Origin of the sequence: Corynebacterium renale, from assembly GCF_002563965.1 — a bacterium.
GTDB lineage: Bacteria > Actinomycetota > Actinomycetes > Mycobacteriales > Mycobacteriaceae > Corynebacterium > Corynebacterium renale.
This window is the reverse complement of record NZ_PDJF01000001.1, coordinates 2,085,448-2,099,463: the sequence shown is the minus strand read 5'-3', so window position 1 is coordinate 2,099,463 and position 14,016 is coordinate 2,085,448. Positions and strand designations below refer to the sequence as shown.

Sequence of the window (14,016 nt, the reverse complement as noted above, 5' to 3'; positions counted from 1 at the left end):
TGCGAGTTTAGATCGTCCCTGCTTCTTCGGCTGTCCGGCCGTGGGCGGGGGCGATTCCGTTTTCTAATGGGTTCTTGACGCGTTCGCCAGCTGGTACTGGCCCGGGTGCGGTGGCGCCTTCGGCGAATGGCGTCCCGCCGAGTTTCTCGCGGCCGTGCGGGGTATCCAGGCCACTGAGGTCGGGGCCGACAGGCACGATCTGGGTGGGGTTAATTTCCTTGTGGACGATGTAGTAGTGCTCCTTGACCTCTGTGAGGTCGGTGGTATCACCAAAGCCTGGGGTCTGCCACAGGTCGCGCAGGTAGCCCCACAGGTTGGGCAGTTCCACGATCTTGTTCCGTGCGGCTTTAAAGTGGCCGTAATAGGCAGCGTCGAAGCGGATCAAGGTGGGGTAGAGGTAGACGTCCGCAAGCGTGATGTGTTCGCCAACCAGGTAGCGCCGTGTGGCAAGGCGTTCTTCAAGCCAGTCCATCGCAGTCCATAGGCGTTCGTAGGCTTCCTCATACGCGTCCTGGGAGCCGGCGAAACCGCAGCGATAAACACCGTTGTTCACTTCTGTGTATACGCGCTTGGTTATCGCATCGATTTCGTCGCGCAGTTCCTCGGGGTAGAGGTCGGGGGCGCCTTCGCGCTGGAATTTCTTCCACTCGCTGTTGAAATCAACCGGGATCTGGGGGAAGTCGTTCGTGACAACTTTGCCAGATTCGACTTCCACAAGTGCTGGCACAGTAATACCGCGCGGGTAGTCGGGGAAGCGGGCGAAGTATGCGTCCTGGAGTCGGGGGATACCGAGTACTGGGTCCACCCCACCTGGGTCGAGGTCGAAAGTCCAGGAACGCTTGTCATGGGTAGGGCCGGCCAGGCCGAGGGAGATCACGTCTTCGAGGCCCAAGAGGCGCCGGGTAATAATTGTGCGGTGTGCCCACGGGCAGGCGCGGGCACCGATGAGGCGGTAGCGTCCTGCCTCGACGGGCCAGTGGAAGGTGCCGTCGTCTTGGGCTTGCGGCTGGCTTCCGGCGGGGAGATCTGCGACGATGCGGTCCTCAATGTAGGTGGTGTCGCGGACGAATTCGCCGTCGGGGGAGGCGTTCTGGGCGTCGCCGGCCCAGTCGGAATTGGTGGTAGCCATTTTTAATCCTTTCGTTGACGTGTCACCGACATTAGTAGATGAGGGCGAATTCTGCCACCGGGGCCCATGCTAAAGTCACTAGACACTATGCGCACTTTCGGTATTGCCTGCATGATCGCCGCTGCCGCGACCACGCTTGTCGCCTGCGAGCCACTCGCCACGGCCCCCGTGACCTCTACCGCCTCCGTCACCGTGCCGGAGGTAGAGACGTCGATAAGCACTGTCACCACAACCGTCACCCCTGCAGCCTCGCTGCACACCCAGCTTCTCGACGGCCTCCCGGTGAAAGGCCGCGCCCCCAAAACCGGGTACGCGCGCGAGGAGTTCGGGCAACGCTGGTCTGATGACGTCACCGTGGAATTTGGCCACAACGGATGTGATACCCGCAATGACATCCTGCGCCGCGACCTGCAGGACACCGTGATTCGCCCTGGGACGCATGGTTGCCTCGTGGAAAGTGGAGTCTTGCAGGACCCGTACTCCGGGCAGCCAATCAATTTTGTGCGCGGGAAGAAAACCTCTAGTGCAGTGCAGATTGACCACGTGGTTGCCCTCGCGGACGCCTGGCAGAAAGGTGCCCAACAACTCACCCCAGAGGAACGGGCTAACTTTGCCAATGACCCGCTGAACCTCTTAGCTGTCGACGGCCCCCTGAACTCTCAAAAGGGTGCCGGCGACGCGGCCACGTGGCAGCCGCCCAACAAGGATTTCCGCTGTCGATACGCCCAGATCCAGGTGGAGGTCAAAGCCAAATACGCACTGTGGGTTACTCAGGCTGAACATGATGCTCTAGCCCGTGAGCTCGGCAGGTGTTAACGGCGCGCCAAGCCCCGTGCGTCGGTGGCCTGGAATAACCTACTTCCTATGAACCAACGCCCCCACGATAAGAACCATGAACCAGACACCGGCTTAGGGTTCGAAACGGCACCTCTGGATGCCGAAGACTCCCTAGGCGTTGACGACGCCGACATCCCGGCCTACCGCGAACGCCCCGCGCGGACTGCTCCGCCTCCGGGACCTTCCATCTATGAGTTAGCTGGGCGTGCGAAGCCGCAGCATATTCCGGCACGCAAGCCAGAACCGGAACCCGTGCCGGAGGCCGAGGCTGAGCAGGAGCCAGCAGTGACCTCGGATGCTGCGGCTGGCACACCGATTGTCGAAAAACCGACCAGGCCAGCTGCTCGCCCGGATCATCGCACTGATGCGTTGCTCTCTGATGCGCCGACGACCGCATACGATCCGATCCCCGTCGAAGAGCCTGAGCCGGCTACGGCGATTTTTCCCGTCGAGGATGCAGAGTCGGGTGAAGCGGAGACGTCAGAGTATGCAGATCCGGCAGCTGCTACCAGCCCTGAAGTAGCGCCTGCAGCCACCGATACTGCAGTTGCGGTCGTCCCTGCGCAGCGCGGTACCACTGATTTCGGTTTGTTGATCCTGCGGGTGGTCCTCGGGGTGTTCCTCGCGGGTGAAGCAATCACACGCTTCTTTATGATGGGCGGCTCGACGGGACTCAACGGGCTTACTGAACAATTCGCCGGTTACGGGAATCCACAGGTTTTGGCGGTCGTCGTCCCTGGTCTTCAGCTGCTTGCCGGAGCCTTCTTGATCCTTGGCCTGATTAACCCTTTGGGATCGGCGCTTGCGATCGCAGCTACCGGAGTCACGGTGTTGCATGGCGTGGTCGGGAATGGAAATACGCAGGATGCGGTGCTCCTAGCGCTTCTTCTCTTCGCTGTTTCAGTTGCTGTAGCTTTCACTGGACCGGGACGTTACGGTTGCGATTACGCACGTGGCTGGGCTGTCCGACCGCGCGCAAGTGCATGGGTTGCTGCCCTTGTGGGCATCGCCGGTGCGGTTGCGGTGTGGTTCTTCCTCGGAGGCGGGTTCTAGTTTCCAGGGTGACACCCGAAAGCGCCCCGAAGAACGATTGCGTTCTTCGGGGCGCTTCTCTTGCGTACCGGCCCAGCGGGACTTTAGGAAAGAGGCGCGGTGGCTTGCTTTTCCTGAAACGTCGTGGCGTCCGGAGCCTTCGGCGCCCGCCCCATGTCCACAGCGATCGTAGCCATGAGAGCAAGCGCTAGCCAGACGAAGTCCGCTACGAGGAATTGGCCGAACAAAGAAAGTCCGGAGGACGCGACGATACCGTCGCCGAACCACCATTTCGGCGGCAAAGTCAGAACCAGGGCTGCCCAGATTCCCACAACCACCAGCGACGGTTTCCACTGGGGCAGTGCGGTGAGTCCGACGTACGCGACCGTCGGGATAATCACCGCCAACCACACCCAGTGGTGGGACCACGAGATCGGGGAGATAAGCAGCATTATCATGGCGTTGACCTGCCAAGAGAGGGTGTCGTAGTCCTTTCGCTGCAGTGTCCACATGAGCCAACCACCGCCGATAATGAGGCCGAGTACTAGCACCACCCAGATCAGATTGAGAAGCGTTGAGTTTTCCGCCTCACCTGCCATGCGCAGGAGGACACCTTTAAGTGAACTATTTGACGAATAGGAGGGGTCTACGCCAAAGTCCCCGCTCGCGCCCATGTCCAGGAGCGTGGTTTTGAAGAAAGTGACGGATTCTTCCCAATTGACCAGCGCTGAGAGCAGGGTGGCCACAGCTGCGGTAACGCCGGCAGTCACGATGGGCCAGATTTTCTTCTTCAGCAAGAAGTACAAGAGCATCGCTGCCGGCGAAATCTTAATCGCGATAGCCAGGCCAATCAGCCAGCCTTGCGGCAGCCACCTCCTGCGTGGCACCAGGTCAAGGATGACCAGTGCCATAAGGACTATGTTGATCTGTGCGAACCCATTGTTGAGGGTCACCGGTTCGATGAGCATTCCCACCGCCCATGCTGCGGCGGTCACGGGCCAGAGCCATTCGCGTGCCACACCAACAGCCCGGAACACGAAGAAGAGGCAGAGCAAAAGCAGCGCGGCCGAGACTCCGATCATGATGTCGCCGGCCACGGAGTGCGGCAGTGAGGTAGAAGATAGCGGCCACAATGCCACCGCCCCGAACGGCGGGTAGATAAACGGCAATGCCAGGTCACCGGCGTACATGGGGACTGCGTAGACGTCGCGTCCACCGAAGAACGCCTGGACACCTTCGCGGTAGATGATCATGTCCACGGGGAAGTCGGTTTCTTGCATAGAAATCGACGTAGCCCCGATTCCGGCTGCTAGCCCGAAGAGGGTTAGTAGCAGTGGAATCGGGGCTATCTTCTGAGTGCGCATAGGGGGTTATCCTAGTGCACGTTTAGTCAACTTGACGCACCGCACCCTTGTCCGCGGAGGTTGCCATCTTGGCGTAGGCACGGAGTGCTTTAGAGACCTTGCGGTCGCGGGCCACGGGGGTCCAGGGCTTCTCGCGTGCTTCTTGTGCTTGACGACGACGCTCAATCTCCGCATCGTCAACGTTCAAGTTGAGCACCCGCTCGTGGACGTCAATGGTGATTTCATCGCCGTTTTCGATGAGGCCGATGAGCCCACCGTGGGCGGCTTCGGGGGAGATGTGGCCGATGGAGAGTCCGGAGGTGCCTCCGGAGAAGCGTCCGTCGGTAATGAGTGCACAGACCTTGCCCAAGCCCGCGCCCTTGAGGAAGGAGGTAGGATGCAGCATCTCCTGCATGCCTGGGCCACCTGAAGGGCCTTCGTAGCGGACGACGACCACATCACCAGGCTGGACCTCGCGCTTTAAGATCACCGAAACGGCTTCTTCCTGGGATTCTACGACGCGAGCTGGGCCGGTGAAGATCCACTGGTCTTGGTCCACACCGGCGGCCTTGATGACGGCGCCGTCGGGAGCAATGTTGCCGCGCAGGATGACCAAGCCGCCGTCGGCGGTGTAGGCATTCTCAACGGAGTGGATGCAACCGTTTTCGGCGTCAGTGTCCAGGGTTTCCCAACGGTTGGACTGGGAGAACGCCTCGGTGGTGCGTACGCCACCAGGGGCGGCGTGGAACAGTTCGATGGCGTCCTCGGTCGCCTTGCCGCCGCGGATGTCCCAGTCGTCAAGCCAGGAATCTAGCGAATCGTAGAGCACGGTGTGGACGTCCGAGTTCAGTTTGCCGGCGCGGCGTAGTTCACCCAGGATGGCGGGGATACCGCCGGCACGGTGGACGTCTTCCATGTGGTAGTCCGAGTTCGGGGACACCTTGGACAGGCATGGAATTTCGTAGGAGAGGCGATCGATGTCGCTGAGGTCGAAGTCGATTTCACCTTCTTGTGCTGCTGCGAGGATGTGCAGGACGGTGTTGGAGGATCCGCCCATCGCCATGTCCAAAGCCATGGCGTTTTGGAAGGCGTGCTTGGTGGCGATGCTGCGTGGCAGGACGGATTCGTCCTCTTCGCCGTAGTAACGGGAGCACAGGTCCACGATGGTCTTGCCGGCCTTGACGAAGAGGTCACGGCGCGCGCTGTGCGTGGCCAGGGTAGAGCCATTGCCCGGCAGGGAAAGACCGAGAGCTTCGGTCAGGCAGTTCATGGAGTTTGCCGTGAACATGCCCGAGCAGGAACCGCAGGTGGGGCAGGCGAAGTTTTCGATTTCGGTCAAGCCCTCGTCCGTGACGGCATCGGAGGCTGAGGCCGTAATTGCGGTGAGCAGGTCGGTCGGTGCCTTGGTCACACCGTTGACGGCGACAGCTTTACCTGCTTCCATCGGACCACCGGAGACGAACACGGCGGGGATGTTCAAGCGCATCGCTGCGTTGAGCATGCCTGGGGTGATCTTGTCGCAGTTGGAGATGCAGACCATGGCGTCGGCGGTGTGCGCGTTGACCATGTACTCCACGGAGTCCGCGATAATTTCGCGGGAGGGGAGGGAGTAGAGCATACCGCCGTGGCCCATGGCGATGCCGTCGTCGACAGCAATCGTGTTGAACTCCTTGGGAACGCCACCTGCCGCGCGTACGGCTTCGGCCACGATGTCGCCCACGTTCTTGAGGTGGACGTGGCCTGGGACGAACTGGGTATACGAGTTCACAATTGCCACAATTGGCTTGCCGAATTCATGTTCTTTGGTGCCGGTGGCGCGCCATAGTGCGCGGGCGCCAGAAGCATTGCGGCCGACTGTGGTGACTTTTGACCTTAACGGGATCAACGGGTGCTCCTTGAAAATGTGTTGTTACTGCTACGCATCGTTGGCGGTGTCGTCCGCATCTGAGCGCTGAACGAGCGGATCTTCATCGTGTGCGTGAATCCGGGCGTATTCTTCGCGGGTGACTAGCACCTCGCGACCATCCTTGTTGACGATTCGAACCATGTCGTCGATAGCTTCCCGGCTTTGAGTAAGGGCGTCTGGGATGCGTCCATCGGAGGCCTCGGACAGGACCGGCAGTGAATTGAAGGTTACTGCGGGGAGGGTGATGTTTTCACCTGCATGGGTAGAGGCAAATGTGGTGGCGCCTTTAAACCCGATTCCAGCCAACTCGTCCCATGGTACGTGTTTGTTACCGCGAAACGCATATTGGGCGGTTATTCCCGAATCGTCAATGATAGTGGCGGTTTTTTGAATCCACCAGAAATACAGAATGGGAACGATGATAAGCCATCCCAGAACTAGCGGTGCGGACCCGATCGGGATGAGCATGATGCAGGTCATCACCGCAGCGACAAGAAGGTGAGTGCGGTCTGGCCGCAGCGTGGTGGGAGAACTCATGGGGAACATCTTAACTATTGGTCTGGGTGGGTGTGCCAGTTACTGTCTCCGATGGTGTGGGTTCTGCCTCAGTAGGAGTCGGTTCCACAGGCGTGGAAGTCTCGGTCGGCTCTTCGGGCAGTGTTGGTTCAGTGGTGTCCACGGTTGGGGTTGGTGTGGTGGGTTCCGGGGTGAAAGTGGGCTGCGGTATGTACTCCGGTTCCGGGGTTTGTGGGTAGCTGGTGTGCGAGGACTGCGGGGGAGCAAGCCATCCGTCGCCTCCTTCCCATTCGGCGCTGGTCTGGATAGTGGAGACCCACAAGAAGAGCAGGAAGCCCAGCGCGGCAAGTAGGAGAGTCGTGGATGGTCGAATCTTTCCGCCCAGGCTGAGTATCCAGCGTTTGCGGCTGATATGCGTGGACTTGTCTGCTTCGTCCGTGCTGTCGTGCTTCTCGACGTCCGTAAGCTGTGAACCCTCGCCCGCCATGTCTGCCGCGGGGTCTGCCTCCGGGAGTACTTCTGTTGTCGCTGAATCAGAAGGGATCGTATGGGGAGGGGCTGGCGTTTTCTTCCGCGGTGTGGGGTGAGGTGGGGTGCCGTTGGCGTCGATAAGCTCCTGCTGGAGGGAACCGTCAACGGTGGGGGCTGAGCCGTACTCGTCCCAGAATTCGTCGACGATGCTGGTGCGAATCGCGCGTTCTACCTTCCACTGACTGCCGGCTTCGACTTGGACCATAAGGCGCATGTCGATCATCCAGGGCATGCCCACGGTGGCCGGTGGCTTGATACTCACGGCGGGCTGGACGTCCAGGGTGCCCAAGACTTCGCTGGCGATGTCGGGTTCGGCAAGCGCGCGCTCCGTTGCGGCGGTGGTGCGAGCGATGGCGTCGTGGACGTTCTCGGAGCCCAGGAGCGGTACCGGGATAACAACGACTGCCCGCGACCAGAAATTCGAACTGTTGATACAAATCTTGGCGGTGGAATTCGGGACCGTCACCGTTTCTTGCGACAGCGTGCGAATCCGAGTGGCGCGCATAGTGATTTGGATGACGTCACCCTCTACCTTGATCCCGTTACCTTCGAACCGCACCCAGTCGCCGATGCCATATTGCTTCTCCGTGAGGATGAAGAAACCTGCCAAGAAGTCCGCGATGATCGACTGCGCGCCAAGACCGAGTGCGGCAGAAGCAACGGTCGCAGGGATAGCGGCGCCTGTCAGCGAGAATCCTAGGGTTTGCAAGGCCATCACAAACAGGAAAAAGTATGCAATCAGCTGAGCGATATAGACACCTACGCTGGTTATTGCCAGGCGTGACTTGTTCTCCTGGGAGGTGTCCGTGTCTTCGATGTAGCGGTTAATCCGCGAAATAAGGAAGCGGCCAATCCTTGGAACAAGGCAAGCCACCACAATGAGAAGCGCGAGGGTGATGCCTTGATCGGCGATCCACAGCCACGCCGTATTAAACAGATAAGACCACGGCATGACCCCATAGTAGGAAAGGTTCACTTGTACGGCGCTGGGTGTGCCCTGAACAACTGCGCAGAAAGCCCTAGAGAAATACTCGGACGCAGTACGTTTACAGCGCTATACCCCCGAATTACCCCCACCCGTGAGATACGTGTTGCGCGGCATGGGATGGTTTTGTGTAGGATGTCTCACATGAACATTATTGGACTTGTACTTGTAACCGCGCGGCGTTTGCCGTGACGGACTACTTTTACTAGTCCTCATCGCAAACGCCCTCACCGCACACAGACAGTGCGGCGGAGGGTGTTTCTTATATGTTCAGCAACTCACTACTAGAGAGCCACACCACAGTTTGAGAAGGAGTCAACAGTGAATTCGGCAGATTCTTCTACACCGAAGCCCGCGGCACCCGCTGCGCGGGCGGGCCGCAATCCCGAACCCGAACGCATCACCGGTGCCCAGGCAATCGTCCGTTCCCTGGAAGAGCTCGGCGCAGACCTTGTATTCGGCCTGCCGGGTGGAGCAGTACTTCCGCTGTATGACCCGCTGTATTCTTCGGAAAAGGTCCGCCACGTGCTGGTCCGCCACGAGCAGGGCGCAGGTCACGCGGCTGAAGGCTACGCGCTGGCGTCGGGTCGTGTCGGTGTCTGCATCGCGACGTCTGGGCCAGGCGCGACCAACCTGGTGACTGCTCTCGCGGACGCTAATTTGGACTCCGTCCCTATGGTTGCAATTACAGGCCAGGTCGGTAGCTCGCTTCTGGGCACGGATGCCTTCCAGGAGGCTGACACCCGCGGCATCACCATGCCGGTGACCAAGCACAACTTCATGGTCACCGACCCCAACGACATTCCGCAGGCGATGGCCGAAGCTTTCCACCTGGCAGCCACTGGCCGCCCCGGCCCCGTGTTGGTGGACGTTCCGAAGAACGTCCAAGAGGCAACTCTCGACTTCGTCTGGCCACCAACCATCGATCTGCCTGGCTACAAACCGGTGACCACACCACACAGCCGGCAGATTGCTCAGGCAATTGAGCTGATTCAGCAGTCCAAGAAGCCTGTCCTCTACATCGGCGGCGGCGTTATCAAGGCCAACGCTTCCCCCGAGCTGCTGGCATTTGCAGAGGCCACGAACATTCCAGTGGTGACAACGCTCATGGCTCTCGGAGCGTTCCCACACTCGCACCGCCTCAACATGGGCATGCCAGGCATGCACGGCACAGTTCCTGCCGTCGGTGCCCTGCAGGAATCGGACCTCTTGATCACCATCGGTGCGCGTTTCGACGACCGCGTCACGGGTAAAGTTGACTCCTTCGCCCCGCACGCCAAGGTCATTCACGCCGACATTGACCCTGCAGAAATCGGTAAAATCCGCGCCGCTGATGTCCCGATCGTTGGCGACGCCAAGGAAGTTCTGCAGCAGTTGGCGGAAGCGTACCGGAAGGCGTCGTCAAGCACGCTGGACACCGGCGAGTGGCTTGCCCACCTCGCTGACCTGCAGGAGCGTTTTCCACGTGGCTACGACAAGCCCGATGAAGGCAAGCTGACCCCGCAGTTCGTGATCGAGACCCTGTCCAAGGAAGTTGGGCCTGAGGCTATCTATGCAGCAGGTGTGGGGCAGCACCAGATGTGGTCCGCGCAGTTCCTCGACTTCGAGCACCCACGCACCTGGCTGAACTCCGGTGGCCTGGGCACCATGGGTTACGCAATTCCTGCAGCGCTCGGCGCCAAGGCCGCAATGCCGGACAAAGAAGTCTGGGCTATCGACGGCGACGGCTGCTTCCAGATGACCAACCAAGAACTCACCACCGCCGCGGTCGAGGGCTTCCCATTTAAAGTTGCGCTGATCAACAACGGAAACCTGGGCATGGTCCGCCAGTGGCAAACGCTTTTCTACGAAGGCCGTTACTCCAATACCAAGTTGCGTGAACAGGACGAATACGTCCCTGATTTCGTTGGGCTGGCACAGGCGCTCGGTTGCGAAGCCATCCGTGTGACCACGGAAGAAGAAGTTATCCCAGCTATTCGCCGCGCACGCGAAATCAACGACCGCCCAGTGGTCATTGACTTCATCGTCGGCGAAAACTCTCAGGTCTGGCCGATGATTTCGGCCGGCACCTCAAATTCTGAAATCCAGTACGCCAAGGGTCTGCGTCCATTCTTTGACGACGCCGACTCCGCAGCCGAAGCACCCGCGACCATCAGCGAGGTCATCGAAGAAAACGAGGAGCAGAACTAATGGAGCAACCAACTCACTCCCACATCATCAGCGTCATGGTCGACGACGGTGACGGCATCCTGTCCCGCGTCGTGGCCATGTTCACCCGCCGTGGTTTCAGCGTCCGATCCCTGGTGTCCGCAAAGACCCACGAAGAGGGGATTAACCGCCTGACCCTGGTGGTTGATGCTAACGATCACGCCGTCGAGCAGATTACGAAGCAACTGAATAAAATCGTTCCAGTGCTCAAGGTCGTGCGACTGGAGGAGGACACCTCCATCGCGCGTGCCCTGCTCATGGTCAAAGTGGACGTCGACAACCACAGCCGTCCACAGGTCGTTGACGCGGCAAACATCTTCCGTGCCCGAATCGTTGACGTTGCGCCCGAATCGTTGGTTATCGAAGCAACCGGCACTGAGGGTAAGCTACAAGCACTATTGGATGTTTTGGAACCGTTCGGAATCCGCGAATACCTGCAATCCGGTGTAATCGCGCTGCACCGCGGGCCAAAGACCATGGCGCCCACCCGCGCCTAAATCCGATAAACGCCCAAATTCACCCACAATTGGGCAAACAAAATCAAAAATCTCACCTATACTGAAATCTACATTTTTCTCGAAGAAAGGTTTCGTCACATGGCTATTGAAGTTCTGTACGACGCTGATGCTGATCTGTCCATCATCCAGGGCCGCAAGGTCGCCGTTATCGGTTACGGCTCCCAGGGCCACGCACACTCCCAGAACCTGCGCGACTCCGGCGTAGAGGTTGTTATCGGTCTGCGCGAAGGCTCCAAGTCCACTGCCAAGGCTGAGGAAGCCGGCTTCAAGGTTCTGCCAACTGCTGAGGCTGCTGCATGGGCGGACGTCATCGTCCTCCTGGCACCGGACACCTCCCAGGCAGAGATCTACAAGAATGACATCGCACCAAACCTCAATGACGGTGACGCTCTGTTCTTCGGCCACGGCCTGAACATCCACTACGGCCTGATCAAGCCTGAGGCAAACATCACCGTCGCCATGGCCGCTCCTAAGGGCCCAGGCCACCTGGTTCGCCGCACCTTCGTCGACGGCAAGGGTGTCCCAACCCTGATCGCTGTTGAGCAGGACCCAAAGGGGAACGGCCGTGAGCTGGCGCTGTCTTACGCTGCGGCAATCGGCGGCGCCCGCGCTGGTGTTATCCCAACCACCTTCAAGGAAGAGACCGAGACCGACCTCTTCGGCGAGCAGGCCGTTCTGTGCGGTGGCCTCGAATTCCTGATCATGAATGGTTTCGAAGTCCTCACCGAGGCTGGTTACGCTCCTGAGATGGCGTACTTCGAGGTTCTTCATGAGATGAAGCTGATCGTCGACCTAATCTACGAAGGTGGCATCGGCAACATGAACTACTCCGTTTCCGACACCGCAGAATACGGCGGATACCTGGCAGGACCACGCATCATCGACGAGTCCGCAAAGGACAAGATGCGTGCCGTTCTCAAGGACATCCAGGACGGTACCTTCGTCAAGCAGCTGGTCAAGAACGTTGAAGAGGGCAACAAGGACCTCGAGTCCCGTCGCCAGCAGGTTGCTGACCACCCAATCGAGGCAACCGGCGAGAAGCTGCGCGACCTGATGAGCTGGGTCAAGAACCCACTGAATGAGACCGCTTAAGGTTTCACTCCTTATATATAAGGAATAGCAGCCGGCCACCTCCATCACGTGAGGTGGCCGGCTTTACTATGCCCGCCGCCTTATCGGCCAAGCCTGCAAAGTTGGTCCGACCTATTCCAGCGCGCTGAGGCACGCCGTTCTACACTGTGAAGCATGGGATTTTCCACACCAAGCTATGGACTCAGTGACCTCTTTGAACGCGTGGATAGGGGAGACATTCAGCTCCCAGATTTCCAGCGTGAATTCCCCTGGACTGTCGACGGCGTCCGGTCCCTCATCCTCACTGTTCTGCGATCCTTCCCAGTCGGCTGCTTCATGGCCCTGGACACCCGTGGCACGCAACCACGTTTCCGCGCCCGACCGCTAGCCGGCGCCCCCGATACCGGTGCCGAACCTGGTTTATTGCTTCTCGACGGCCACCAGCGCCTAGCAACCTTGTACCACGCATTCCGCGGGGACGGTTTCGTCGAAGCGATTGATTACCGTGGACGCAATGTGCGTCGCCGCTTCTACGTTGACGTGCAGCGTGCGGTATCGGCAGACGTGGTTCCAGATGAGGCGGTCTTTGCCGTTGACGAGCGCGGCCACATCCGCTCGCATTTCGCGCCTGCGGAACTTACGCCAACGGCGATCGCAGTATCGGATCTTCTGCAGCAGAAAGTGACTGACCGGCTGTTCGACCTGGTAGCCAGCGATGATGACACCACTGTCTCGGCGGCGAAGGATTTCTTTAGCTCTGTTGTGCGTCCACTGTCGGCATATGAAATTCCGATTATCCGCCTCGATCGTCACACGGCCAGTGCTGGCGTGGGCTCGGTGTTTGCGCAAGCTAATTCCGCAGGACAGCAAATGGATGCGCTTGATTTGCTCACAGCTGTATTCTCCAGTGAGGATCCGGAGTTTGGATTGCGCGAGCACTGGGAGAGCGTGCGTGGTGAGTGGGGCAGGTATCCGTCGTTAAGCAGGGTGGATTCCACTGATTTCCTCACTGCTGTTGCGCTTCTGACGACGTCTCGTCAAGGGAGGGCAGCCGGTAACCGCGAGGATATCCTGCGGCTCAGCTTGGAGGAATACAAGTTAGGCGCGGAACATATCGCTGTGACGATGAAAGAGGTTGGCGAGTTCCTGCTGCAGCGCGGGATTGTGGAGGCCACTTCGGTTCCGTTTACGGCGCAACTGGTTCCCCTCGCGGTGATGCTGGCACGAGCGAGCGATTACAACGACATTTTGGCGTTGTCGTCGTCGTGGGACAAGCTTGATCGCTGGTTCTGGGCTGGTGCGATTGGCGAGCTGTATAGTACGTCGGCAGCCGTGAACCGCATGGCCTACGACGTTGACCAGGTGGTGGAATGGCTCATCAATGATGAGGCGCCCCTGCCGGCAACCGTGCGTGATGCTGCGGTGGACATGGAACGTGTAGAACACGCCGCTCCGACGACCGGGCTGCATAAGGCAATCATGGCGTTGCTGCGCGCTCGCGGGGCGAAGGATTGGCGCACCGGCGAACAGTTTGACCGCTGGAATTGGCCTGAACTGCGCCCAGTTGTCAGCCATATTTTCACCCCGAAGTACTGCCTCCGGAACAAGATTGATCCAACCCTTGCTGATTCGGCGTTGAACTTCACCCCGATGGGTGCGCGAACCGCGACGATGGTCGATGACCATGGCCCGGCCCGCTACCTGCCGCGAATTGAGTCGAAGTCCTTGATGAACGCCGCGGAATTTGATGCAGTGTTGGCTACACACTTCGTGGATCCACGGCTCCTTAACGCAGGCGATGCCGAGGGTTTCTTCGCCGATCGCAGTAAGCGTTTTGAACAAATGCTGACAAATGTGCTGGAGGGCCGCGCGTTAGGCTAAACTGGGCCACCATTTAACAATGTGACGCTGATGAGGTAGGTGGCTTTGAGTGAATAAGA

At 59.4% G+C, this 14,016-nt stretch carries 11 protein-coding genes; 6 read left to right on the top strand and 5 right to left on the bottom strand.

Annotated features, from left to right (window positions below; translation table 11 throughout):
* Nucleotides 1-7 precede the first annotated feature (7 nt).
* Complete coding sequence (locus tag ATK06_RS09820; protein WP_098389273.1) at nt 8-1,129, bottom strand: glutathione S-transferase family protein; 1,122 nt, start codon at nt 1,127-1,129, stop codon at nt 8-10.
* An 87-nt stretch (nt 1,130-1,216) separates the two neighbouring features.
* Between ATK06_RS09820 and ATK06_RS09815 the strand changes: the two genes are divergently transcribed.
* Together ATK06_RS09815 and ATK06_RS09810 are read left to right on the top strand one after the other, a co-directional pair.
* Nucleotides 1,217-1,945: an HNH endonuclease family protein gene (locus ATK06_RS09815; protein ID WP_083985917.1), complete on the top strand. Its 729-nt coding sequence runs from the start codon at nt 1,217-1,219 to the stop codon at nt 1,943-1,945.
* Between the two features lie 48 nt (nt 1,946-1,993).
* Nucleotides 1,994-3,019, top strand: coding sequence for a DoxX family protein (locus ATK06_RS09810; protein WP_098389272.1), 1,026 nt, complete (start codon nt 1,994-1,996; stop codon nt 3,017-3,019).
* Between the two features lie 83 nt (nt 3,020-3,102).
* On the opposite strand, the gene ATK06_RS09805 is transcribed toward ATK06_RS09810, so the two are convergent.
* Genes ATK06_RS09805 through ATK06_RS11335 form a run of 4 tightly spaced genes read right to left on the bottom strand, consistent with a single transcriptional unit; the run spans nt 3,103 to nt 8,246 of the window.
* On the bottom strand, nt 3,103-4,362 hold the full coding sequence (locus ATK06_RS09805) for a glycosyltransferase 87 family protein (protein ID WP_098389271.1): 1,260 nt from the start codon (nt 4,360-4,362) through the stop codon (nt 3,103-3,105).
* A 22-nt stretch (nt 4,363-4,384) separates the two neighbouring features.
* Complete coding sequence (gene ilvD / locus ATK06_RS09800) at nt 4,385-6,226, bottom strand: dihydroxy-acid dehydratase (RefSeq protein WP_098389270.1); 1,842 nt, start codon at nt 6,224-6,226, stop codon at nt 4,385-4,387.
* A 30-nt stretch (nt 6,227-6,256) separates the two neighbouring features.
* A complete protein-coding gene (locus tag ATK06_RS09795) occupies nt 6,257-6,784 on the bottom strand; it encodes a PH domain-containing protein (RefSeq protein WP_231913497.1) in 528 nt (175 codons plus the stop codon).
* 10 nt (nt 6,785-6,794) lie between these two features.
* Entirely contained in the window at nt 6,795-8,246 is a 1,452-nt protein-coding gene (locus tag ATK06_RS11335; protein WP_048379597.1) for a mechanosensitive ion channel family protein, read from the bottom strand.
* Nucleotides 8,247-8,600: 354 nt separating this feature from the next.
* On the opposite strand from ATK06_RS11335, the gene ATK06_RS09785 reads away from it, so the two are divergent.
* The 4 genes from ATK06_RS09785 to ATK06_RS09770 all read left to right on the top strand — a co-directional run bounded on the left by ATK06_RS09785 (nt 8,601) and on the right by ATK06_RS09770 (nt 13,957).
* On the top strand, nt 8,601-10,469 hold the full coding sequence (locus ATK06_RS09785; protein WP_098389269.1) for an acetolactate synthase large subunit: 1,869 nt from the start codon (nt 8,601-8,603) through the stop codon (nt 10,467-10,469).
* A complete protein-coding gene (ilvN, locus tag ATK06_RS09780; RefSeq protein ID WP_048379068.1) occupies nt 10,469-10,984 on the top strand; it encodes an acetolactate synthase small subunit in 516 nt (171 codons plus the stop codon). Before ATK06_RS09785 ends, ilvN begins: the two co-directional genes overlap by 1 nt.
* 99 nt (nt 10,985-11,083) lie before the next feature.
* Nucleotides 11,084-12,097: a ketol-acid reductoisomerase gene (gene ilvC, locus ATK06_RS09775; RefSeq protein ID WP_048379070.1), complete on the top strand. Its 1,014-nt coding sequence runs from the start codon at nt 11,084-11,086 to the stop codon at nt 12,095-12,097.
* Nucleotides 12,098-12,250: 153 nt separating this feature from the next.
* The gene (locus tag ATK06_RS09770) at nt 12,251-13,957 is read left to right on the top strand and encodes a DUF262 domain-containing protein (RefSeq protein WP_048379072.1); all 1,707 of its coding nucleotides are present in this window, start codon (nt 12,251-12,253) and stop codon (nt 13,955-13,957) included.
* The last annotated feature ends 59 nt before the right edge of the window (nt 13,958-14,016 follow it).

Excerpts from the sequence above, each read along its gene's own strand:
- ATK06_RS09795 (WP_231913497.1), bottom strand. The coding sequence starts at position 6,784 with ATGAGTTCTCCCACCACGCTGCGGCCAGACCGCACTCACCTTCTTGTC.
- ilvC (WP_048379070.1), top strand. The coding sequence starts at position 11,084 with ATGGCTATTGAAGTTCTGTACGACGCTGATGCTGATCTGTCCATCATC.
- ATK06_RS11335 (WP_048379597.1), bottom strand. The coding sequence starts at position 8,246 with ATGCCGTGGTCTTATCTGTTTAATACGGCGTGGCTGTGGATCGCCGAT.
- ATK06_RS09820 (WP_098389273.1), bottom strand. The coding sequence starts at position 1,129 with ATGGCTACCACCAATTCCGACTGGGCCGGCGACGCCCAGAACGCCTCC.
- ATK06_RS09810 (WP_098389272.1), top strand. The coding sequence starts at position 1,994 with ATGAACCAACGCCCCCACGATAAGAACCATGAACCAGACACCGGCTTA.
- ATK06_RS09770 (WP_048379072.1), top strand. The coding sequence starts at position 12,251 with ATGGGATTTTCCACACCAAGCTATGGACTCAGTGACCTCTTTGAACGC.
- ATK06_RS09815 (WP_083985917.1), top strand. The coding sequence starts at position 1,217 with ATGCGCACTTTCGGTATTGCCTGCATGATCGCCGCTGCCGCGACCACG.
- ATK06_RS09805 (WP_098389271.1), bottom strand. The coding sequence starts at position 4,362 with ATGCGCACTCAGAAGATAGCCCCGATTCCACTGCTACTAACCCTCTTC.
- ilvN (WP_048379068.1), top strand. The coding sequence starts at position 10,469 with ATGGAGCAACCAACTCACTCCCACATCATCAGCGTCATGGTCGACGAC.